This window comes from Streptomyces sp. CA-278952 (assembly GCF_028747205.1).
Taxonomy (GTDB): Bacteria; Actinomycetota; Actinomycetes; order Streptomycetales; family Streptomycetaceae; genus Streptomyces.
Map to the genome: position 1 here is coordinate 1,339,781 of NZ_CP112880.1, position 19,116 is coordinate 1,358,896.

The following is a 19,116-nucleotide window of genomic DNA, read 5'->3' on the forward strand; positions in this document are numbered from 1 at the left end:
GTCAGCCGCCGAGGGGAACTCCGCCCAGCAGCGGAGCCGCACCCTCGGCCACCCCGGTCGCCTGGCCCGCCAACTTGCCGACCGTGCCGTCCTTCGAGACCGTCTCGGCGGTCTCGGCGACCGTGCCCACCACCGGGTCCACGACCTGCGGGGCACTGGCCATCACCTGGTTGAGGCCGCTGTCGAGGCTGAAGTTGGGGGCCGTGGGCGTAGCAGCGGCGAAGGCGGGGGCGGCCGCTCCGAGGGCAGCCACGGAACCGGCAACAAGGGCGGCGGTCTTCGCGTACTTCACTTTTCTGGTTCCCTTCTGCGCGGCATCTGTTTCGGTCACGTTCCCGTGCCGCACACAAGCTTTCTTTACCTGTGACTTCTGCCGCTTTCTTCCTGATCAACGATCCGGCCGCATTCGGGAAACTGCGGGGCGACGACTTTCTGCGGTACCTTCCGCGATTCCGGCCCGAGCGCACCGGCGGATATCCGCTGGAATGCCGCAATGCCCATGTGGCCCCGGCGGGGAACGCGGGCGAGGACACCGTGCGCGCGCCCTGGAACGGCGACGGGCCCGAGCCGCCCGGTGGAGGAACTCCGAGGACTCGGGCCCGAGTAGGGCGGCCGTGGATCAGTTGTTGCCGGTGCCGTTGCCGGAGAGGATCGGGATGTCCTCCAGGATGTGCGACAGGGCCTCGTCACCCTTGGCCTGGGTGGAGTTCTCGGTGCACTGCTGGTTCTGCGGGGAGGACAGGACGTTGATGTCCTGGACCGTGACCGGCACGATGCCGACGAGGGAGCCGAGGTTCGCCTTGGCCGGGAGGGCGATGCAGGGCTTGTTGAGCGAGCCCTGGATGAGCGCGAACTGCGGGCTCCAGTCACCGTGGGTCTCGGAGTTGCCGTACGCCTGCGAAGCACCGTTGCCGTTGACCGTGGTGGTGCCGCCGTCGTTGGCGATGGCCATGGCCTGCGTCGTGCCGAGACCGAGGATGGAGGCGGCGACAGCGCCCGTAGCCAGAACCTTCTTGATCACGATTAACCCTTCTCGTACCGATCGCCCCGTAGCGGAGCCCCCTGGTCAACTCGCCGCCCGGCATTAGGTTCTGCCCATTCACCCGAATGCCGGACACGGGGGCTGCCCCTCGCCGTCTGTTCGTACGACCGCCTGTTCGTGAAGGAATTGCGCACACCCCTCCGACGCTCCTGGCCCGAACGGGTGGACGGGGACGAGTGACTCCGAGGCCGTGACCTACACGGAAGAGGGCGCTTCTCTGCCGTCAACGCCATGGAGTACCGGCGCAGGTGACGATGAATCGTTTCTCTCTTTCCGCGAACCGGGATGCCCCAGGTTCGACGTTGCCACCCGTTCGGGTGATTACACAATTTCCACGGACATCCGAGTTTCCCGCGTGAACCTGAGTCGTTATGGCAGTCGTCCAGCGCGCACGTCTTCATCACTTTCACCATGGCTTCGCCGCAGGATCCGGCTGTGCCGCGGCTCCTCCCGACGGCTGCCCGGCTCCGCGCGCGAAGCACCCACGCGAAGTCCTCGCGAATGTCCTAAGAAGGGGCAAGTAATGCGACAGGTCTTGAACAGAAGCATTATCGTCATGGCGGCCGCATCGGGCCTCCTGGCGGCGGTCGGCGGCACCGCGCACGCCGACGCGTCGGCCGAGGGAGCGGCCGTCGGTTCACCGGGGGTCGGTTCGGGCAACGCGGTGCAGGTGCCGGTCCACGTCCCGGTCAACGTGTGCGGGAACACCGTCAATGTGATCGCTCTGCTGAACCCGGCCTTCGGCAACAAGTGCGTGAACGCCGACGGCCCGAAGCACGACCACCCGCCGGTGGACAAGCCGCCGGTGGACAAGCCGCCGGTGGACAAGCCGCCGGTGGACGAACCCCCCGTGGACGAGCCGCCGGTCGACGAGCCGCCGGTCGATGAGCCGCCGGTGGACGAGCCTCCGGTCGACGAACCTCCCGTCGACGAGCCCCCCGTGGACCAGCCGCCCGTCGACCAGCCGCCCGTCGACCAGCCGCCCGTCGACCAGCCGCCCGTCGACCAGCCGCCCGTGGACCAGCCGCCCGTCGACGAGCCGCCGACCGACACTCCCGGTACCGACACCCCCGGTACCGACACCCCCGGCTCGGGCACGCCCGGGTCCGGTACGCCCGGGTCCGGTACGCCCGGGTCCGGTACGCCCGGGTCCGACGTCCCGGCCGCGCAGCTGGCCGACACCGGTGCCGCCGACCTGGGCCTGGCCGCCGGCGCGAGCGCCGCGCTGCTGCTCGGCGGTGCGGTGCTGATGCGCCGTACCCGCAACGCGCGGGACTGACAGGCCTCCTGCGGGAGAACGAGGTCCGGCCGGACAGCGGGGACTGTCCGGCCGGACCTTCCGTGTGCGCCGGCATCGTTGTTACTCAGAAGGACGGTTGTCCTTCAGTCCGCCATGCGTTCGAAGACCGCGGCGAGGCCCTGACCGCCGCCGATGCACATCGTCTCCAGGCCGTACCGGCCCTCGCGGCGGTGGAGTTCGCGGGTGAGGGTGGCCAGGATGCGGGCTCCGGTGGCGCCGACCGGGTGGCCCAGCGAGATGCCCGAGCCGTTGACGTTGATCCGCTCGTCGTGGTCCTTCTCGCCGAGGCCCAACTCCCTGGTGCAGGCCAGCACCTGGGCGGCGAACGCCTCGTTCAGCTCGATCAGGTCGAGGTCGGCGAGGGAGAGGCCCGCCCGGTCGAGCGCGGTGCGGGTGGCTGCGACGGGGGCGATGCCCATCGTCGCGGCGGGCACCCCCGCCCGGGCGAAGGAGACGAGGCGGACGAGCGGGGTGAGGCCGAGACGTTCGGCGGTCACGGCACTGGTGACCAGGCAGGCGGCGGCCGCGTCGTTCTGGCCGCTGGCATTGCCCGCGGTGACCGTGGCATCCGGGTCGGACTTCGCCATCACCGGCCGGAGGGAAGCGAGTTGTTCGGCGGTGGTGTCGGGGCGTGGGTGTTCGTCGGCGGTGACGACGTGTTCGCCCTTCCGGGTGCGCACGGTGACGGGGACGGTCTCCGCGTCGTAGCGGCCCTCGGCCGCGGCGCGGGCGGCGCGCTGCTGGGAGCGCAGGGCCAGGGCGTCCTGGTCGGCCCGGCTGATCCCGTACTCCCGGCGCAGGTTCTCCGCCGTCTCGATCATGCCGCCGGGGACCGGGTGGTTGACGCCGCCGGCGGTGACGCGGCCCCGGGCGAGTGCGTCGTGGAGCTGGAGGCCGGGGCCCTTGATGCCCCAGCGTCCGTCGTGAGTGTAGTAGGGAGCGGCGCTCATCACGTCGACGCCGCCCGCGATCACCACGTCGCTGAATCCGGCCCGGATCTGCATCGCCGCGTCCAGCACCGCCTGGAGTCCGGAGCCGCAGCGGCGGTCGATCTGGGAGCCGGTGACCGTGGTGGGGAGTCCGGCATCCAGGGCGGCGACCCGGCCGATGGCGGGGGCCTCGCTGGTGGGGTAGGCGTGGCCGAGGATCACCTCGTCGACCCGGGTGGGGTCGATGCCGGTGCGGGCGACGATCTCCGCGATGACATGTGCGGCCAGTGCGGCCGGGGTCTGCTGGGCGAAAGCCCCGCCGAACCGGCCGATGGGGGTGCGCAGGGGTTCGCAGATGACGACGTCGAGCGGCACGGCGGGGCCTTTCCTTCAGGGCGACCAGGGCGACGGGCGGGGCGCGGGTGGCGGGGCGCGGGTGGCGGGGCGGTGGACGGTGAGGTGAGGTGAGGTGACCTTCGCATCCGGTGACTGAGCGGGTCCAATACCGGATGTGCCCCCTTTTCAGAGGCCCGGCGTCTCAATCGGTCCTCCGCCCGTTCCGCGTACGGGGGTCGGCAGGGCGTCCCGGGCGACGGCGAGCACGGCGTGCAGGGCGGCGGAGGGGTTGTCGGCACGCCAGGCGAGGGCCGCCTGGCGACGGATGGGCGGTCCGGTGAGGGGCCGGTAGACCAGTCCGCTCTGCTGGATGTGGCGTACGGAGGTGACCGTGAGGGTGACGCCGACCCCGGCGGCGACGAGCGCCATGATCGTGTACGAGTCGGGGGCCTCCTGGACGACGCGCGGGGTGAACCCGGCACCCTCGCAGGCCTCGGTCATGGCGTCGCGCACGGTGGAGCCGGAGTTGGCGGGGAAGGAGACGAACGGTTCGTCCGCCAGCTCGCCGAGCGGTACCGCCTCGTGCCGGGCGAGCGGGTGGTCGAACGGCAGGGCGCACAGCAGCTCCTCCTCGTCGATCACCCGGTGCTCCACTCCTGGCCGGGTCACCGGCAGCCGGACGAAGCCCAGGTCGAGGGAGCCGTCGGCGACCCGGGACAGGGCGACGTTGGCGTACGTCTGGCCGGTCATGACCAGTTCGAGGCCGGGGTGTGCGGCGCGCACGGCGCGGGTGAGGCGGGGCAGCGTCTCGTGGCTGGAGGCGCCGGCGAAGCCGACGGTCACCCGGCCGTACTCGCCCCGGCCCGCCGAGCGGGCGGCCCGGACGGCGGTGTCGAGGTCGTCGAGGACGGTCCGTACGGGGTCGAGGAAGGTCTCCCCCGCGCCGGTGAGCCGGACGGAGCGCGTGTTGCGGCGGAACAGCTGGACCCCCAGTTCCTTCTCCAGTTGCCGGACCTGCTGGCTCAGGGGCGGCTGTGCCATCTGGAGGCGTTTGGCGGCCCGGCCGAAGTGCAGCTCCTCGGCCACGGCGAGGAAGGCCTTGAGGTGGCGCAGTTCCACGGAACACTCCCTCGCGTCATTGATATGCCCCCGGTCTTGATCCGACCTTAATTCGGTATTGGACAGCCATCAATGGGTGCTGACACCGTGGGGTCCGCGTATGCGGACGATGAGGAGAACCGTGGACCGGACGGCCGGAAAGGTCATGTCGATGAGGGAGGCCGTCGCCGCCTTCGTCCGCGACGAAGACACCGTGAGTCTCGAAGGGTTCACGCACCTCGTCCCGACCGCCGCCGGTCACGAGATCATCCGGCAGGGCCGCCGGAATCTCACGGTCGTCCGGATGACGGCGGACATCGTGGTGGACCAGATGCTGGCGGCCGGGTGCGTGTCGGGGCTGGTCTCCTCCTTCGTGGGGAACTCCTCCGCCGGTTCGCTCGGGGAGCTGCGGCGGCGGATCGAGCACGCCGACCCGGAGCCGCTGGCGTTCGAGGAGTACAGCCACTACGTGATGGTGTGCCGCTATCTCGCGGGGGCGCAGCGGCTGCCGTTCTACCCGCTGCGCTCGTACGCCGGCAGCGACCTGCCGTCCGTCAACCCCGGCATCCGCAAGGTCGTCTCGCCCTACCCGGCCGCCGACGGGGGAACCGAGCGGATCTACGTCGTACCGCCCGTCAACCCGGACGTGACGATCGTCCACGCGCAGCGCGCCGACCGCCGGGGCAACACCCAGGTCTGGGGGCTGACCGGCGTCCAGGCCGAGGCGGTGTACGCGGCGGAGAAGGCGGTCGTGGTGGTGGAGGAGCTGGTGGCGGACGAGGTGGTCCGCTCGGACCCGAACCGCACGCTGATTCCGGCCCACGCGGTCGACGCGGTGGTGGTCTGCCCGCGCGGGGCGCACCCCTCGTTCGCGCAGGGCTACTACGACCGGGACAACGCCTTCTACCGCTCCTGGTCCGCGATCAGCAAGGACCCGGCTCGGCTGCGGAAGTGGCTGGCGGAGTGGGTGTACGGCACCGCCGACCACGCGGAGTACGTGGCGAAGCTGGGCGAGGAGTTCTGGGCGGGGCTGGCGGTCGGCGAGGCGCTGAGCGAGCCGGTGAACTACGGGAGGCGGCTGTGAGCGAGCAGGACCCGGAAGCCTCGCGGCCCGTCACCTCCTCGGAGTTGCTGTCGGTCGTCGCCTCGCGTGAACTGGCCGGACGCCGCGCGGTGTTCGCCGGCATCGGGCTGCCTACGCTGGCGGCCGAGCTGGCGCGGCTGACCGTCGCGCCGGGCATCGAGGTGGTGTACGAGTCCGGGGTCTGCGGGGCGCACCCCTCCCGGCTGCCGGAGACCATCGCGGACGCCGTCCTGATCACCGGGGCCGAAGCGGTGGTGTCGATGCCCACCCTGTTCGGCTCGGTGCTCCAGGGCGGGCACATCGACGTGGGTTTCCTGGGGGCCGCGCAGATCGACCGGTGGGGCAGCCTCAACACCTCGGCCATCGGGGACTGGGACCGCCCGTCGGTGCGGCTGCCGGGTTCCGGTGGCGCGGTCGAGGTGATGGCGAACGCCCGGGAGGTGTTCGTGGTGATGCGCCGCCACACACCGCGTTCCTTCGCCGACACCCTCGACTTCTGCACCACGCCGGGCCCGGACCGGGCGCTGGCGGACGGGATCCGCCCGCTGGGCGTCGGCGTCACCCGTGTCGTCACCGAACTGGGCGTCCTCGCCAGGGAGGGTGTCGGTGACGAACTGCGGCTGGTCGCCGTCCATCCCGGGGTCACCGTCGAACAGGTGCGGGCCGCGACCGGCTGGGAGCTGAAGGCGGCCGGCACGGTGGCGACGACGGCTCCGCCGACCGCCGCCGAGCTGCGGCTCCTGCGGGACGATGTCGACCCCGACCGCGTCTACCTCCGCTGAGGACCGCGCCCGCCCCCGTGGAAGCACCGCTTCCGTCCCGTCGGCGAGCCGCCTCCGTCCCCGGCGAAGAACTCGTCTCCGTCCCCGTCGAGAACCGTCTCTGTCTCCGTTGAAAGGGCTCCCACCGCCATGCGTATCAGGATCGTCGGAGCCGGGGCCATGGGCCGCGGCATCGCCCAGTGGGCGGCGAGCGCCGGTCACACCGTCGAGCTCGGGGACGTACGGCCCGAGGCGGTGACGGAAGCCCTGGACTTCGTCGCCTCGATGCTGGACCGGGCCGTCGCCAAGGGTCGGATGCCGGCCGCCGGGCGGGACGCGGCCGTGGCCCGGCTGGTGCCGCTCGCCGAGCCGTGGGCGGCGGGCCCCGAGGTGGAGCTGGTGATCGAGGCGGTACGGGAGGACCTGGCGACCAAGGCCGAGGTGTTCGGGAAGCTGGAGCAGACGCTGCCCTCCTCCGCCGTCTTCGCGACCAACACCTCCTCCCTGTCGGTGACCCGGATCGCCGCGACGCTCCGGGACCCCTCGCGCCTGGCCGGGCTGCACTTCTTCAACCCGGTGCCGCTGATGCGGATCGTCGAGGTGGTGCCGGGCGCGGCCACCCGCCCGGAGATCCCGGCCCTGCTGACCGAGTTGGTGGAGGGCTGCGGGCACCGGGCGGTGACCGTCGCCGACACCCCCGGCTTCCTGGTCAACCACGCCGGTCGGGGGCTGGTGACCGAGGCGCTCGCGCTGCTGGAGGAGTCGGTGGCGGACCCGGCGGAGATCGACCGGATCGCCCGGGACGTGCTGGGACTGCGGATGGGCCCCTTCGAGCTGATGGACCTGACCGGTCTCGACGTGACGGCCGCGGTGATCGACTCGATCTGGGAGGGCTTCCGGTACGAGGACCGGCTGCGCCCGTCGTTCCTGACCCCGAACCGGGTGGTGGCGGGGCTGCACGGCCGTAAGACGGGCCGGGGCTGGTACGCGTACGGCGACGGGGCGTCCGGCCCCGGGCCGGAGAGCGCGGTCACCGGGGACGCAGAGCGCCCGGTGTTCCTGGTCCCGGGCGGGCGGCCGGAGACCGTCGCGTACGAGGAGGCCCTGGCCGGGTCCCTGGAGGCGGCGGGGGTCCGGGTCGAGCGGGGCGCGGGGCCGTCCGCGCGGGCCGTGGTGCTGGTGCCCGTCTGGGGGACGCCGGTGTCGGCGGCGGTCGCGGAGGGTGCGTGGCCCCGGGAACGTACATTCGGCGTGGAGGTGCTGCCCCCGGCGGGGCGGCGGCGGGTCCTCGCGGTGACGGCGGCCGGCGATCCGGTGGCCGCCCGGGACGCGCGGGCGGTGCTGGCGTTGGCCGCCGAGGGCGACCATCCGTACGCGGTGTCGGTGGTGCGGGACACCGCGGGCACGGTCGCGCAGCGGCTGCTGTCCTCCGTCGTCGCGGTCGGCTGCTCGATCGCGGAGCGCTCGCTCGCCGCGCCCGCCGACATCGATCTGGCGGTGACCACGGGGCTCGGCTATCCGTACGGGCCGCTGGCCTGGGGCGAGCGGGTCGGGGCGGTGAGGCTGCTGGAGCTCCAGCGGTCGCTGTACGCGACGACGGGCGACCCGCGCCACCGGCCGACGCGGTGGATCACGGAGCGGGCCGCTCTGGGCCTGGCCGTGACCGACCCCGGGACCTCGCCGGCCGACTGCCTGGGGTGAGGGCCCGGCTCGGGCGACCGATTCGTACAAGACCGTCGGGGCGCCGCGTGCGTACGGTCGGGGCATGACTCCACGACTTGACGCGATCAGCATCATCACGGCGGACCTGGCGGCCTCGCTCGCCTTCTACCGCAGGCTCGGCCTCGACATCCCCGAAGGGGCGGAGTCCGCACCGCATGTCGAAGTGACCCTGCCGGGCGGGCAGCGGCTGCTGTGGGACACGGAGGAGGTCATCGCCTCGTTCGATCCGGACTGGAAGCGCCCGGCGGGCGGTGAGCGGGTCGCCCTGGCCTTCGTCTGCGACAGCCCGCGCGAGGTGGACTCGGTGTATGAGGAGCTGGTCGACGCCGGGTACACCGGGCACCTGAAGCCCTGGGACGCGGTGTGGGGGCAGCGCTACGCGGTCGTCCTGGACCCGGACGGCTGCGGGGTGTCGCTGTTCGCGGCGGCCGACGCCTCGTAACGCCCGAAGTAGGCCCCGAGCGTCGTCCCGGCGAGCGCGCGCATCTCGCGGGCCAGGTGCGCCTGGTCGACGCAGCCCGCCGCGGGGGCCGCCTCGGCGTACGGCAGACCCTCGCGGACGAGGGACAGGGCGCGCTGGAGGCGGAGGATCCGGGCCAGAGTCTTGGGGCCGTAGCCGAAGGCGGCCAGGGAGCGTCGGTGCAGTTGGCGGGCGCCCAGACCGACCTCGGCGGCCGTCGCCGCGACGGAGCCGCCGCGCCCCAGCCGGTCGGCGACCGCCGCCGTGAGCGGGTCCGGGGGGCCGGTCTCGGCGGCCAGGCCCAGGGCGTAGTCCTCCAGGGCGGCCGCGGGGTCGGCGGCCCGGTCGATCCGGTCGACGAGCCCGCGGACGGCGGCCCGGGGCCAGAGGTCGGCGAGCTCGACCCGGTGGTCGCGCAGTTCGTCGGCCGGTACGCCGAGGAGCACGGGGGCGGTTCCGGGCGGGAAGCGGATCGCGGCGCAGGAGGCGCGGTTGCGGGGGTCGACGCGGAAGGCGTGGGTGTCGGGTCCGGCGACGACCAGGCGGCCGGCGGACCAGATCAGGTCCATGCAGCCGTCGGGAAGGACCGACCGGGCGGGACCCGGCGGTCCGGGCGGGACCTCCAGGGTCCAGACGACGGCCCCGGCCAGCCGGGACGGCCGTTCCTGGTAGCGCTGCCGTTCCTGAGAGCGCCGGTGTTGCTGGTCGCGCTGGTGTTCCCGGGGCATGCTTCCACGCTAGCGCGCGGGCGGTTCCTCGACGTCCGTGGACTCCCTGGACTCCTTCGTGTCCCTGGGCTCCTTCGTGTCCCTGGGGTCCTTCTCCCAGGTCGCGTGCAGCCGGGACTTCACGTCGTCGGGCGGCAGGAAGCGGGACCAGCGCTCGGGGAACTCGGAGGGCATGTACGCGGGGCCGTCGTCCTCGTCATCGTCGTCGTCCGTTGCGGCGTAGGCGGCCGAGCGGGTACGGGCGACGAACTCGGCGGCCTGCGCGGCCCGGACGCGTTCGGTGGCCTCGCGGGCGGCGGCCGTGGCGAGCGAGGGCCACACCCGGTCGATGGCCGCGTTGACCGCGGCGCCGACCAGGACCGCGAAGGCGGAGATGCCGATCCACAGCAGGACGGCGATCGGCGCCGCCAGGGAGCCGTAAATGGTGGGGCCTTCGACCGTGTTGGTCAGGTAGATCCGGAGCAGGAAGCTGCCGAGAACCCACATGCCGAGCGCCATCAGGGCCCCGGGGACGTCCTCGATCCAGGGCGAACGCACCGGCACGGACACGTGGTAGAGCGTCGTGAGGAACGCGACGCCCAGCAGTATCACGAGCGGCCAGTACAGGACGGCTATGACCTCGGTGCCCCACGGCACCAGCTCGACCACCCGGTCCGGGCCGACGACCAGCAGCGGCAGCACCACCGCACCGATCAGCAGGGCGACGACGTACAGCAGGAAGGCGAGCAGCCGGGTCTTGACGATGCCGCGGTGGCCGTCGAGTCCGTACATGACGGTGATGGTGTCGATGAAGACGTTCACCGCGCGGGAGCCGGACCACAGGGCGATGGCGAAGCCGATGGAGATGATGTCGGGGCGGGCCCCGGTCGTGACGTCGGCGAGCAGCGGTTTGGCGAAGTCGTTGACCCCGCGCTCGGACAGCACCGTCTGGGCGGCGGAGAGGATGTTGCGCTCGATGGAGGCGACGGTGGTGGTCGTCGTCCACTCGTCGACGTAACCGAGCAGCCCGATCATGCCGAGCAGCAGCGGGGGCAGCGAGAGCAGGGTGAAGAACGCCGCCTCGGCCGCGAGTCCCAGAATGCGGTACTCGATGCACGAGTTGACGGTGTCCTTGAGCAAGTGCCACGCCATCCGTCGTTTGGAGACGTTGCGGTAGAGCACTCGCGCCCGGTGGAGCCGGCCCGGTGGCCGCTCGGGTGTTTCTTTTGCTGCCTGCACGTCCTTACCGTATCGGCATGGCAGCCACCACCCGCACCGTGACCGATCAGGCTCCACCGCTGGTGGGCCAGGACGTCTTGGCCGCCGGCCGGGTCCTGTCCGAGGCCGTTGGACGGCATGTCGCGCCCGGGGTCCTACCGGTGGCGCCGGCGGCGCTCGGCGAGTTCGGCCGGGCCGCGGGCTCGGGGCGCATAGCTGCTCACCGGTCACCGGGGGTTCTGTTCGGCGCCGATGTCGGACGGCTTCCTGCGGCTCGCGGTGCCCGCCGCGAAGTACGTTCGGCAGGCTCGTGCGGGCGGGGAAGCGACGGAGGGTGGTGCTGCGCCGACACGGCACCACCCTCCATGCTTCTGCGACACCGGGCGGCCGGGACAGGCCCGGCGCACAGTGTTCCCGCCACTCTTGTACGGAGCCGCGGGACCTGGCCAGAGTTGCAAAGGGTTGCAACCATTGTGTGGACTGATCGGCGGTCCGGCCAGGTGACCGGCAGGATGGGCCGGGCGGGGCAGCGTTCGGGGGGAACGGGGACCATGACGGAGACAGGTTCTGCGGGGGTGGTGCGGGTGACGGGCCAGGGGGCGGGCCGCCAGGCGGCCCGGTCGCTCCACCGGGCGCGGGAGGCGCGGCTGGCGGGGGCCCGGTCCGAGGTCGCGCCCCGGGCGGAGATCGACGCCTCCTGGGACCGGGTGGTGCGCAGCGGTATCGACCCCGACCAGTCGCCGGAGAGCGAGCTGTTGCAGGCGGACGAGATCGAGCACCGGCGCCACAGCACGGCGCTCGGCGAGCTGATGCCGTTGCTGCGGGCGGGGCTGGCCTCGATCGCGGATGCCGCGCAGCAGATCCTGGTGGTGACCGACACCGAGGGCCGGGTGCTGTGGCGGCAGGGCCATATGGGGGTGCTGCGCCGGGCCCACGCCATCTGCCTGGAGGAAGGGGCGGACTGGGCCGAGGCGGCGACCGGGACGAACGCGATCGGGACGGCGCTGGCCGCCCGGGTCCCCGTCCAGGTCCACTCGGCCGAGCACTTCATCCGGGCGCTGCACGGCTGGACCTGTGCGGCGGCCCCGGTCCGGGATCCGCGCGACGGCCGGCTGATCGGGATCGTGGACATCAGCGGTCCGGCGTCCACGTTCCACCCCGCGACGCTGGCCCTGGTCGACTCGGTGGCCCGGCTCGCCGAGGGCGAGATCCGCACCCGTCACCTGGCGGAGATCGAGCGGCTGCGCGCGGTGGCCGCGCCGATCCTGTGCCGGATCGGCGGGCGGGCGCTGGCGGTGGACGTGCACGGGCGGCTGGCGGCGGTGACCGGGATGGCCCCCGTGGACCGGCTGCCGTTGCCGAAGTCACTGGGGCCGGGGCCGGTGTGGCTGCCCTCGCTCGGCATGTGCCGGGTCGAGCCGCTGCCGGGCGGCTGGCTGGTTCAGGTGGACGACGGCGGCACGGAGGGGGCGCCGCGGCGGGTGGTGCTGGACCTGAGCCGGCCGCGGTCGCTCGCCGTGCAGGTGACGGGGCCGCTGGGGAGCCGCACCGAGCGGCTCTCGCCGCGTCACGCGGAGTTGTTGTACGCGCTGGCGGTGCACCGGCAGGGGCGGTCGGCCTCGGAGCTGGCGCGGGACATCTTCGGGGACGGGACCCGGACGGTGACGGTCCGGGCCGAGGTCTCCCGGCTGCGGCGTCAGCTGGCGGAGGTGCTGGCCCACCGCCCGTACCGCTTCGGGGACGGGGTGGAGGTGGAGGTGATCCACCCGCAGGACCGCGCGGATCTGCTGCCGCACTCCAGGGCGCCCGTGGTGGTGGAGGCCCGCGGGGCGGCTCCGACCGCCTGAGAGGGCCGGCCCGATGGGGGCCGTGGTCTCCCCGGACCGGGGCCGCCGGGCGTGCGGGGGCGGGCGTTGGGGCCGTGGCCTTTCCGGGCGGGGGCCGCCGTGCGGGGGTGGGCGGCGGCATGGTTCTCTGGCCGTCATGAGCGATACCCCGCAGCCCGCAGCCCCGACCACCGAGGTGACCGTCTGGTCGCTGGAACAGACCTCGCCCGGCGATCTCCGGCCCGCCGCCGTACCGGAGGGCGATCTGCGCATCGTCCGGTCCGAGGTGGTGCTGCCGGAGTTCAGCCGGTTCCTCTACTCCGCCGTGGGCGGCGACATCCACTGGACCGACCGGCTGGGCATGACGTACGCCCAGTGGCAGGAGGCTCTGGAGCGGCCGGGGGCGGAGACCTGGGTGGCGTACGAGAACGGGACGCCGGCCGGGTACGTCGAGCTGGACCCGCAGGACGACGGCGTGGTCGAGATCATGTACTTCGGGCTGATCCCGGCGTTCCGGGGGCGGCGGATCGGCGGCCACCTCCTCGGTTACGGGGTGGCGCGCGCCTGGGACTTGGCCGAGCGCTGGCCGGAGCGGCCGGTGACGAAGCGGGTGTGGCTGCACACCTGCTCGAAGGACGGCCCGCACGCGATGGACAACTATCTGCGGCGCGGCTTCCGGCTCTTCGACACGAAGACCGAGGTGGAGCCGGACGTGGCGACGCCGGGGCCTTGGCCCGGGGCGTACTCCTCCTGATCATCCGTGACCTCTGAGGGCGGTGGAGCGGTGGCTCCACCGCCCTCACGGCTGCCAGGTGGGCGTTTCGTCGCCTTTGCCAGGGCCGCACTCCGTGACCAGCACCACATCGTCCCACTCTCCGAGACCCAGCCGTCCACATAGCGGATAGTGGTGGACTGCCCCGAGATGCGCGTGACACGCTTCCGCCATGCCTGGAACTGGAATTGCCTTGGTGAGTCGACGCCACGTCGACCTCTGCCGCATGTCCAGCGCCATCTGTCCGGCGAGCTGAGAGTCCCAGCACCGCCGCCCCCTCTTCCCTCTGAACCGTCCCGCGCACCGCCGCGCCTCAGCGCGAGTGTGCCGCTCAGAGCCGCCCTCCCGCAGTCCCGAAGGACGTATTGTCATGGCCGCTACCCCGGAACAGCCTGCGACCACCACGCCCCGCCGCAAGGCCGGACGCCACCGCGGCGAGGGCCAGTGGGCCGTGGGCCACCACACCCCCCTGAACGGGAACGAGCAGTTCAAGAAGGACGACGACGGTCTCAACGTACGGACACGTATTGAGACGATCTACTCCAAGCGCGGCTTCGACTCCATCGACCCGAACGACCTGCGCGGACGCATGCGCTGGTGGGGGCTGTACACCCAGCGCAAGCCCGGCATCGACGGCGGCAAGACGGCCGTGCTGGAGCCGGAGGAGCTGGACGACGAGTACTTCATGCTGCGCGTCCGCATCGACGGCGGCCGGCTGACCACGCGGCAGCTGCGGGTGATCGGGGAGATCTCCCAGGAGTTCGCGCGGGGCACCGCCGACCTCACCGACCGGCAGAACGTGCAGTACCACTGGATCCGCATCGAGGACGTGCCGGAGATCTGGCGGCGGCTCGAAGAGGTGGGCCTGTCCACCACCGAGGCCTGCGGTGACACACCCCGCACGATCCTCGGCTCGCCCGTCGCGGGCGTCGCGGAGAACGAGATCATCGACGGCACACCCGCCATCGACGAGATCCAGCGGCGGTTCATCGGCAACCCCGACTTCTCCAACCTGCCCCGCAAGTTCAAGACGGCGATCTCCGGCTCCCCGCACCTGGACGTGGCGCACGAGATCAACGACATCGCCTTCGTCGGCGTGGACCACCCGGAGCACGGCCCCGGCTTCGACCTCTGGGTCGGCGGCGGTCTCTCCACCAACCCCAAGCTCGGGGTGCGGCTCGGCGCCTGGGTGCCGCTGGACGAGGTGCCCGACGTGTACGGCGGGGTCATCGCGATCTTCCGCGACTACGGCTACCGGCGGCTGCGCACCCGCGCCCGCCTGAAGTTCCTGGTCGCGGACTGGGGCCCGGAGAAGTTCCGCCAGATCCTTCAGGACGAGTACCTGAAGCGCGAGCTGATCGACGGCCCCGCGCCCGAGGAGCCCGCCCAGACCTGGCGCGACCACCTCGGGGTGCACCGGCAGAAGGACGGCCGTTTCTACGTCGGCTTCGCCGCGCGGGTCGGCCGGGTCGACGGCTCCACGCTCACCAAGATCGCCGAGCTGGCCGACGCGCACGGCTCCGGCCGGGTGCGGACCACCGCCGAGCAGAAGATGATCGTGCTCGACGTGGCCGAGGAGCAGGTGGAGTCCCTGGTCTCCGGACTGGAGGCGCTCGACCTCAAGGTCACCCCGTCCCCGTTCCGGCGCGGCACGATGGCTTGCACCGGCATCGAGTTCTGCAAGCTGGCGATCGTCGAGACGAAGGCGCGCGGCGCCGCCCTCATCGACGAACTGGAGCGCCGCATCCCGGAGTTCGACCACCCGATCACCATCAACATCAACGGCTGCCCGAACGCCTGCGCCCGCATCCAGGTCGCGGACATCGGCCTCAAGGGCCAGTTGATGCTCGACGAGAGCGGCAACCAGGTCGAGGGTTACCAGGTGCACCTCGGCGGGGCGCTCGGCCTGGAGGCCGGGTTCGGCCGCAAGGTGCGTGGCCTGAAGGTCACTTCGGCCGAACTGCCCGACTACGTCGAGCGGGTGCTCGGCCGCTTCCAGGAGGAGCGCGAGGACGGCGAGCGTTTCGCGGCCTGGGCGGCCCGGGCCAGTGCGGAGTCGCTGTCATGAGCGAGCGAGCCGCCCCGTTCTACTGCCCGTACTGCGGCGACGAGGACCTGCGCCCCAACGAGACCGGTCACGGCGCCTGGGAATGTACTTCCTGCAACCGTGCGTTCCAGCTGAAGTTCCTGGGTCTGCTGACCCGGGGCGTTCAGCGCAACGACGGTGAGGGAGACGCGATATGACGGACACTCTGCTGTTCGGGCAGCTCAGTGACGAGGACCTTCGGGATCTGGCCGAGGAGGCCGGACGGGAGCTGGAGGACGCCTCCGCACTCACGATCCTGAAGTGGGCGAGCGACACCTTCGGGCCGAGCTTCTGCGTCACCTCCTCGATGGAGGACGCCGTGGTCGCCCATCTGGCGTCCCGGGTGATGCCGGGCGTGGACGTGGTCTTCCTGGACACCGGCTACCACTTCCCGGAGACCATCGGGACCCGGGACGCGGTGGACGCGGTGATGGACGTCAACGTCATCACGATCACCCCCCGGCAGACCGTGGCCGAACAGGACGTTGAGCACGGCGAGAAGCTGCACGACCGCGACCCCGACCTGTGCTGCGCGCTGCGCAAGGTGAAGCCGTTGGAGGACGGCCTGACCGCGTACGCCGCGTGGGCGACGGGCCTGCGCCGCGACGAGTCCCCGACCCGGGCGAACACCCCGGTCGTCGGCTGGGACGCCAAGCGCCGCAAGGTGAAGGTCTCCCCCATCGCCCGCTGGACCCAGGACGACGTGGACGCCTACGTCGCCGAGCACGGGGTGCTCACCAACCCGCTGCTGATGGACGGTTACGCCTCCGTCGGCTGCGCGCCCTGCACCCGCCGGGTGCTGGAGGGCGAGGACGCACGGGCCGGCCGCTGGGCCGGACGGGGCAAGACCGAATGCGGGCTGCACGGCTGATGACGACTGATCAGGAGAATTCGATGAGCGTGACGGAGACGGGAGCCACGATCTGGCTGACCGGTCTGCCGAGCGCGGGCAAGACCACCATCGCGTACGAGCTGGCGGGCCGGCTGCGGACCGAGGGACACCGGGTGGAGGTGCTCGACGGCGACGAGATCCGCGAGTTCCTCTCCGCGGGCCTCGGCTTCTCCCGCGAGGACCGGCACACCAACGTGGCCCGGGTCGGCTTCGTCGCCGAGCTGCTCGCCGCCAACGGCGTGAAGGTGCTGGTCCCCGTCATCGCCCCGTTCGCCGACAGCCGCGAGGCCGTCCGCAAGCGGCACGCCGCCGAGTCCACCACCTATCTGGAGGTGCACGTCGCGACGCCCGTCGAGGTGTGCTCCGTACGCGATGTGAAGGGGCTGTACGCCAAGCAGGCGGCCGGCGAGATCAGCGGTCTCACCGGGGTCGACGACCCCTACGAGGCGCCCGAATCGCCCGACCTGCGGATCGAGTCGCACCAGCAGACCGTGCAGGAGTCCGCAGCGGCGCTCCACGCGCTGCTCACCGAGAGGGGCCTGGCGTGAGCACCGTCGCCACCGTGCCGGAAGGCACCGTCAACCCGTACGCGCTCAGCCACCTGGACTCCCTGGAGTCGGAGGCGGTCCACATCTTCCGCGAGGTGGCGGGAGAGTTCGAGCGGCCGGTGATCCTGTTCTCCGGCGGCAAGGACTCCATCGTGATGCTGCACCTGGCGCTCAAGGCGTTCGCGCCCGCGCCGGTGCCGTTCACGCTGCTGCACGTGGACACCGGGCACAACTTCCCCGAGGTCCTGGAGTACCGCGACCGCACGGTGAAGAACCACGGGCTGCGGCTGCACGTCGCCTCCGTGCAGGAGTACATCGACGCCGGGAAGCTCCGCGAGCGCCCCGACGGCACCCGCAACCCGCTCCAGACGGTCCCGCTGACCGAGGCCATCCAGCAGCACCGCTTCGACGCGGTGTTCGGCGGCGGGCGGCGCGACGAGGAGAAGGCGCGGGCCAAGGAGCGGGTCTTCTCGCTGCGCGACGAGTTCTCCCAGTGGGACCCTCGCCGCCAGCGGCCCGAACTGTGGCAGCTCTACAACGGCCGGCACGCCCCCGGCGAACACGTGCGGGTCTTCCCGATCTCCAACTGGACCGAGCTGGACGTCTGGCAGTACATCGAGCGGGAGGGGATCGAGCTCCCGGAGATCTACTTCGCCCATGAGCGCGAGGTCTTCGACCGCAACGGCATGTGGCTGACCGCCGGGCACTGGGGCGGTCCCAAGGAGCACGAGTCCACCGAGACCCGTCTGGTGCGCTACCGCACGGTCGGCGACATGTCCTGCACCGGCGCCGTCGACTCCGACGCCACCACGCTGGACGCCGTGATCACCGAGATCGCCGCCTCCCGGCTCACCGAGCGGGGCGCGACCCGCGCCGACGACAAGATGTCCGAGGCCGCGATGGAAGACCGCAAGCGCGAGGGGTACTTCTAACCATGACCACGACCACGACCACCGAGCAGTTCGCCGACGTGTCGGCCACCACCCTGCTGCGCTTCGCCACGGCCGGGTCGGTCGACGACGGCAAGTCCACCCTCGTGGGACGCCTGCTGCACGACTCCAAGTCGATCCTCACCGACCAGCTGGAGGCCGTCGAGCAGGCCTCGCTGAAGCGCGGCCAGGAAGCGCCGGACCTGGCGCTGCTGACCGACGGGCTGCGGGCCGAGCGCGAGCAGGGCATCACGATCGACGTCGCCTACCGCTACTTCGCCACCACACGCCGCCGGTTCATCCTCGCGGACACCCCGGGCCATGTGCAGTACACCCGCAACATGGTGACCGGCGCCTCCACGGCGGAGCTGGCCGTGGTCCTGGTCGACGCCCGCAACGGGGTCGTCGAGCAGACCCGCCGGCACGCCGCCGTCGCCGCGCTGCTGCGCGTCCCGCACGTGGTGCTGGCGGTCAACAAGATGGACCTCGTCGACTACGCGGAGCCCGTCTTCGCCTCGATAGCCGAGGAGTTCACCGCGTACGCCGCTTCGCTCGGCGTCCCGGAGATCACCGCGATCCCGATCTCGGCGCTGGCCGGGGACAACGTGGTGGAGCCGTCGGCGCACATGGACTGGTACGGCGGGCCGACCGTCCTGGAGCACCTGGAGACGGTGCCGGTCAGCCACGACCTCACCGCCTGCCACGCGCGCTTCCCCGTGCAGTACGTGATCCGCCCGCAGAGCGCCGAGCACCCCGACTACCGGGGCTACGCCGGTCAGATCGCCGCCGGGGTGTTCCGGGTCGGCGAGCCCGTCTCCGTGCTCCCCTCGGGGCGCACCACCACCATCACGGGCATCGACGCGCTCGGGGAGAGCGTCGACATCGCCTGGGCCCCGCAGTCGGTGACGCTGCGGCTGGCCGACGACATCGACATCTCGCGCGGCGACCTGATCGCTCCGGCCGAGGACTCCCCCGCCGTCACCAGGGACGTCGAGGCGACCGTCTGCCACGTCGCCGACCAGCCGCTCTCGGTGGGCCAGCGGGTGCTGCTCAAGCACACCACCCGTACGGTCAAGGCGATCGTCAAGGACATCCCCTCCCGGCTCACCCTGGACGACCTCTCCCAGCACCCCGCCCCCGGGCAGCTGGTCGCCAACGACATCGGGCGGGTCGTCGTGCGCACCGCCGAGCCGCTCGCGCTCGACGCCTACGCGGACTCCCGGCGCACTGGTTCGTTCCTCCTGATCGACCCGGCGGACGGTACGACGCTGAGCGCCGGCATGGCGGGCGCCTCGTTCGCCGCGGTCGCCGAAGCCGTCGCCCCGGCCGCCGACGACGACGCCGCATGGGACTTCTGATGGCCACCGACTTCTTCGCCACCTTCGCGAAGGAGGGCGGACGGGTCG

20 protein-coding genes are annotated in these 19,116 nt (G+C 72.0%); 14 read left to right on the forward strand and 6 right to left on the reverse strand.

The window, feature by feature from the left end; translation table 11 throughout:
- Position 1: 1 nt before the first annotated feature.
- Both N7925_RS05880 and N7925_RS05885 read right to left on the reverse strand, forming a co-directional pair.
- Entirely contained in the window at positions 2-292 is a 291-nt protein-coding gene (locus N7925_RS05880) for a hypothetical protein (RefSeq protein WP_047179476.1), read from the reverse strand.
- Positions 293-619: 327 nt separating this feature from the next.
- Complete coding sequence (locus N7925_RS05885) at positions 620-1,021, reverse strand: rodlin (protein ID WP_265598441.1); 402 nt, start codon at positions 1,019-1,021, stop codon at positions 620-622.
- Positions 1,022-1,565: 544 nt separating this feature from the next.
- On the opposite strand from N7925_RS05885, the gene N7925_RS05890 reads away from it, so the two are divergent.
- Positions 1,566-2,321 (forward strand): chaplin, encoded by a 756-nt coding sequence (locus tag N7925_RS05890; protein WP_274343253.1) that lies wholly within the window; start codon positions 1,566-1,568, stop codon positions 2,319-2,321.
- A 104-nt stretch (positions 2,322-2,425) separates the two neighbouring features.
- Here N7925_RS05890 and N7925_RS05895 read toward each other — a convergent pair whose 3' ends face one another.
- Together N7925_RS05895 and N7925_RS05900 are read right to left on the reverse strand one after the other, a co-directional pair.
- Positions 2,426-3,646: an acetyl-CoA C-acetyltransferase gene (locus tag N7925_RS05895; RefSeq protein ID WP_265598442.1), complete on the reverse strand. Its 1,221-nt coding sequence runs from the start codon at positions 3,644-3,646 to the stop codon at positions 2,426-2,428.
- A 147-nt stretch (positions 3,647-3,793) separates the two neighbouring features.
- Positions 3,794-4,726: a LysR family transcriptional regulator gene (locus N7925_RS05900; protein WP_274343254.1), complete on the reverse strand. Its 933-nt coding sequence runs from the start codon at positions 4,724-4,726 to the stop codon at positions 3,794-3,796.
- Positions 4,727-4,835: 109 nt separating this feature from the next.
- Between N7925_RS05900 and N7925_RS05905 the strand changes: the two genes are divergently transcribed.
- The 4 genes from N7925_RS05905 (at position 4,836) to N7925_RS05920 (ending at position 8,714) form a co-directional block, all read left to right on the forward strand.
- Positions 4,836-5,789, forward strand: a complete 954-nt coding sequence (locus tag N7925_RS05905; protein WP_274343255.1) for a CoA transferase subunit A — start codon at positions 4,836-4,838, stop codon at positions 5,787-5,789.
- Positions 5,786-6,571, forward strand: a complete 786-nt coding sequence (locus N7925_RS05910; protein ID WP_274343256.1) for a CoA-transferase subunit beta — start codon at positions 5,786-5,788, stop codon at positions 6,569-6,571. Before N7925_RS05905 ends, N7925_RS05910 begins: the two co-directional genes overlap by 4 nt.
- Before the next feature lie 129 nt (positions 6,572-6,700).
- A complete protein-coding gene (locus N7925_RS05915; RefSeq protein WP_274343257.1) occupies positions 6,701-8,251 on the forward strand; it encodes a 3-hydroxyacyl-CoA dehydrogenase NAD-binding domain-containing protein in 1,551 nt (516 codons plus the stop codon).
- Positions 8,252-8,315: 64 nt separating this feature from the next.
- Positions 8,316-8,714, forward strand: coding sequence for a VOC family protein (locus tag N7925_RS05920; protein ID WP_274343258.1), 399 nt, complete (start codon positions 8,316-8,318; stop codon positions 8,712-8,714).
- Here the strand turns inward: N7925_RS05920 and N7925_RS05925 are convergent.
- Positions 8,648-9,460 carry a helix-turn-helix domain-containing protein gene (locus N7925_RS05925; RefSeq protein WP_274343259.1) on the reverse strand — a complete coding sequence of 271 codons (813 nt, stop codon included), beginning with the start codon at positions 9,458-9,460 and terminating at the stop codon, positions 8,648-8,650. The two genes, N7925_RS05920 and N7925_RS05925, sit on opposite strands and share 67 nt — an antisense overlap.
- A 9-nt stretch (positions 9,461-9,469) precedes the next feature.
- Positions 9,470-10,621, reverse strand: a complete 1,152-nt coding sequence (locus N7925_RS05930) for a YihY/virulence factor BrkB family protein (RefSeq protein ID WP_274346402.1) — start codon at positions 10,619-10,621, stop codon at positions 9,470-9,472.
- Between the two features lie 587 nt (positions 10,622-11,208).
- On the opposite strand from N7925_RS05930, the gene N7925_RS05940 reads away from it, so the two are divergent.
- The 9 genes from N7925_RS05940 to N7925_RS05975 all read left to right on the forward strand — a co-directional run bounded on the left by N7925_RS05940 (position 11,209) and on the right by N7925_RS05975 (position 19,068).
- Positions 11,209-12,504 (forward strand): helix-turn-helix domain-containing protein, encoded by a 1,296-nt coding sequence (locus tag N7925_RS05940; RefSeq protein ID WP_274346403.1) that lies wholly within the window; start codon positions 11,209-11,211, stop codon positions 12,502-12,504.
- 136 nt (positions 12,505-12,640) lie between these two features.
- Positions 12,641-13,237 (forward strand): GNAT family N-acetyltransferase, encoded by a 597-nt coding sequence (locus N7925_RS05945; RefSeq protein ID WP_274343260.1) that lies wholly within the window; start codon positions 12,641-12,643, stop codon positions 13,235-13,237.
- Between the two features lie 190 nt (positions 13,238-13,427).
- A complete protein-coding gene (locus N7925_RS36060) occupies positions 13,428-13,511 on the forward strand; it encodes a putative leader peptide (protein WP_310738857.1) in 84 nt (27 codons plus the stop codon).
- A 114-nt stretch (positions 13,512-13,625) separates the two neighbouring features.
- Positions 13,626-15,323: a nitrite/sulfite reductase gene (locus tag N7925_RS05950; RefSeq protein WP_265598450.1), complete on the forward strand. Its 1,698-nt coding sequence runs from the start codon at positions 13,626-13,628 to the stop codon at positions 15,321-15,323.
- Entirely contained in the window at positions 15,320-15,499 is a 180-nt protein-coding gene (locus N7925_RS05955; protein WP_265598451.1) for a hypothetical protein, read from the forward strand. Before N7925_RS05950 ends, N7925_RS05955 begins: the two co-directional genes overlap by 4 nt.
- Positions 15,496-16,212 carry a phosphoadenylyl-sulfate reductase gene (locus tag N7925_RS05960; protein WP_274343261.1) on the forward strand — a complete coding sequence of 239 codons (717 nt, stop codon included), beginning with the start codon at positions 15,496-15,498 and terminating at the stop codon, positions 16,210-16,212. The genes N7925_RS05955 and N7925_RS05960 overlap by 4 nt, the downstream gene beginning before the upstream one ends.
- A 23-nt stretch (positions 16,213-16,235) precedes the next feature.
- Positions 16,236-16,781 (forward strand): adenylyl-sulfate kinase, encoded by a 546-nt coding sequence (gene cysC / locus N7925_RS05965; protein WP_416222873.1) that lies wholly within the window; start codon positions 16,236-16,238, stop codon positions 16,779-16,781.
- A complete protein-coding gene (gene cysD / locus N7925_RS05970; protein WP_274343262.1) occupies positions 16,778-17,713 on the forward strand; it encodes a sulfate adenylyltransferase subunit CysD in 936 nt (311 codons plus the stop codon). Before cysC ends, cysD begins: the two co-directional genes overlap by 4 nt.
- 2 nt (positions 17,714-17,715) lie before the next feature.
- A complete protein-coding gene (locus N7925_RS05975; protein ID WP_274343263.1) occupies positions 17,716-19,068 on the forward strand; it encodes a sulfate adenylyltransferase subunit 1 in 1,353 nt (450 codons plus the stop codon).
- Positions 19,069-19,116: the final 48 nt, after the last annotated feature.

Coding starts and splice junctions, on each gene's coding strand:
- N7925_RS05890 (WP_274343253.1), top strand. CDS start 1,566: ATGCGACAGGTCTTGAACAGAAGCATTATCGTCATGGCGGCCGCATCG.
- N7925_RS05905 (WP_274343255.1), top strand. CDS start 4,836: ATGAGGAGAACCGTGGACCGGACGGCCGGAAAGGTCATGTCGATGAGG.
- N7925_RS05915 (WP_274343257.1), top strand. CDS start 6,701: ATGCGTATCAGGATCGTCGGAGCCGGGGCCATGGGCCGCGGCATCGCC.
- N7925_RS05920 (WP_274343258.1), top strand. CDS start 8,316: ATGACTCCACGACTTGACGCGATCAGCATCATCACGGCGGACCTGGCG.
- N7925_RS05925 (WP_274343259.1), bottom strand. CDS start 9,460: ATGCCCCGGGAACACCAGCGCGACCAGCAACACCGGCGCTCTCAGGAA.
- N7925_RS05940 (WP_274346403.1), top strand. CDS start 11,209: ATGACGGAGACAGGTTCTGCGGGGGTGGTGCGGGTGACGGGCCAGGGG.
- N7925_RS05945 (WP_274343260.1), top strand. CDS start 12,641: ATGAGCGATACCCCGCAGCCCGCAGCCCCGACCACCGAGGTGACCGTC.
- N7925_RS36060 (WP_310738857.1), top strand. CDS start 13,428: ATGCCTGGAACTGGAATTGCCTTGGTGAGTCGACGCCACGTCGACCTC.
- N7925_RS05950 (WP_265598450.1), top strand. CDS start 13,626: ATGGCCGCTACCCCGGAACAGCCTGCGACCACCACGCCCCGCCGCAAG.
- N7925_RS05955 (WP_265598451.1), top strand. CDS start 15,320: ATGAGCGAGCGAGCCGCCCCGTTCTACTGCCCGTACTGCGGCGACGAG.
- N7925_RS05960 (WP_274343261.1), top strand. CDS start 15,496: ATGACGGACACTCTGCTGTTCGGGCAGCTCAGTGACGAGGACCTTCGG.
- cysC (WP_416222873.1), top strand. CDS start 16,236: ATGAGCGTGACGGAGACGGGAGCCACGATCTGGCTGACCGGTCTGCCG.
- N7925_RS05975 (WP_274343263.1), top strand. CDS start 17,716: ATGACCACGACCACGACCACCGAGCAGTTCGCCGACGTGTCGGCCACC.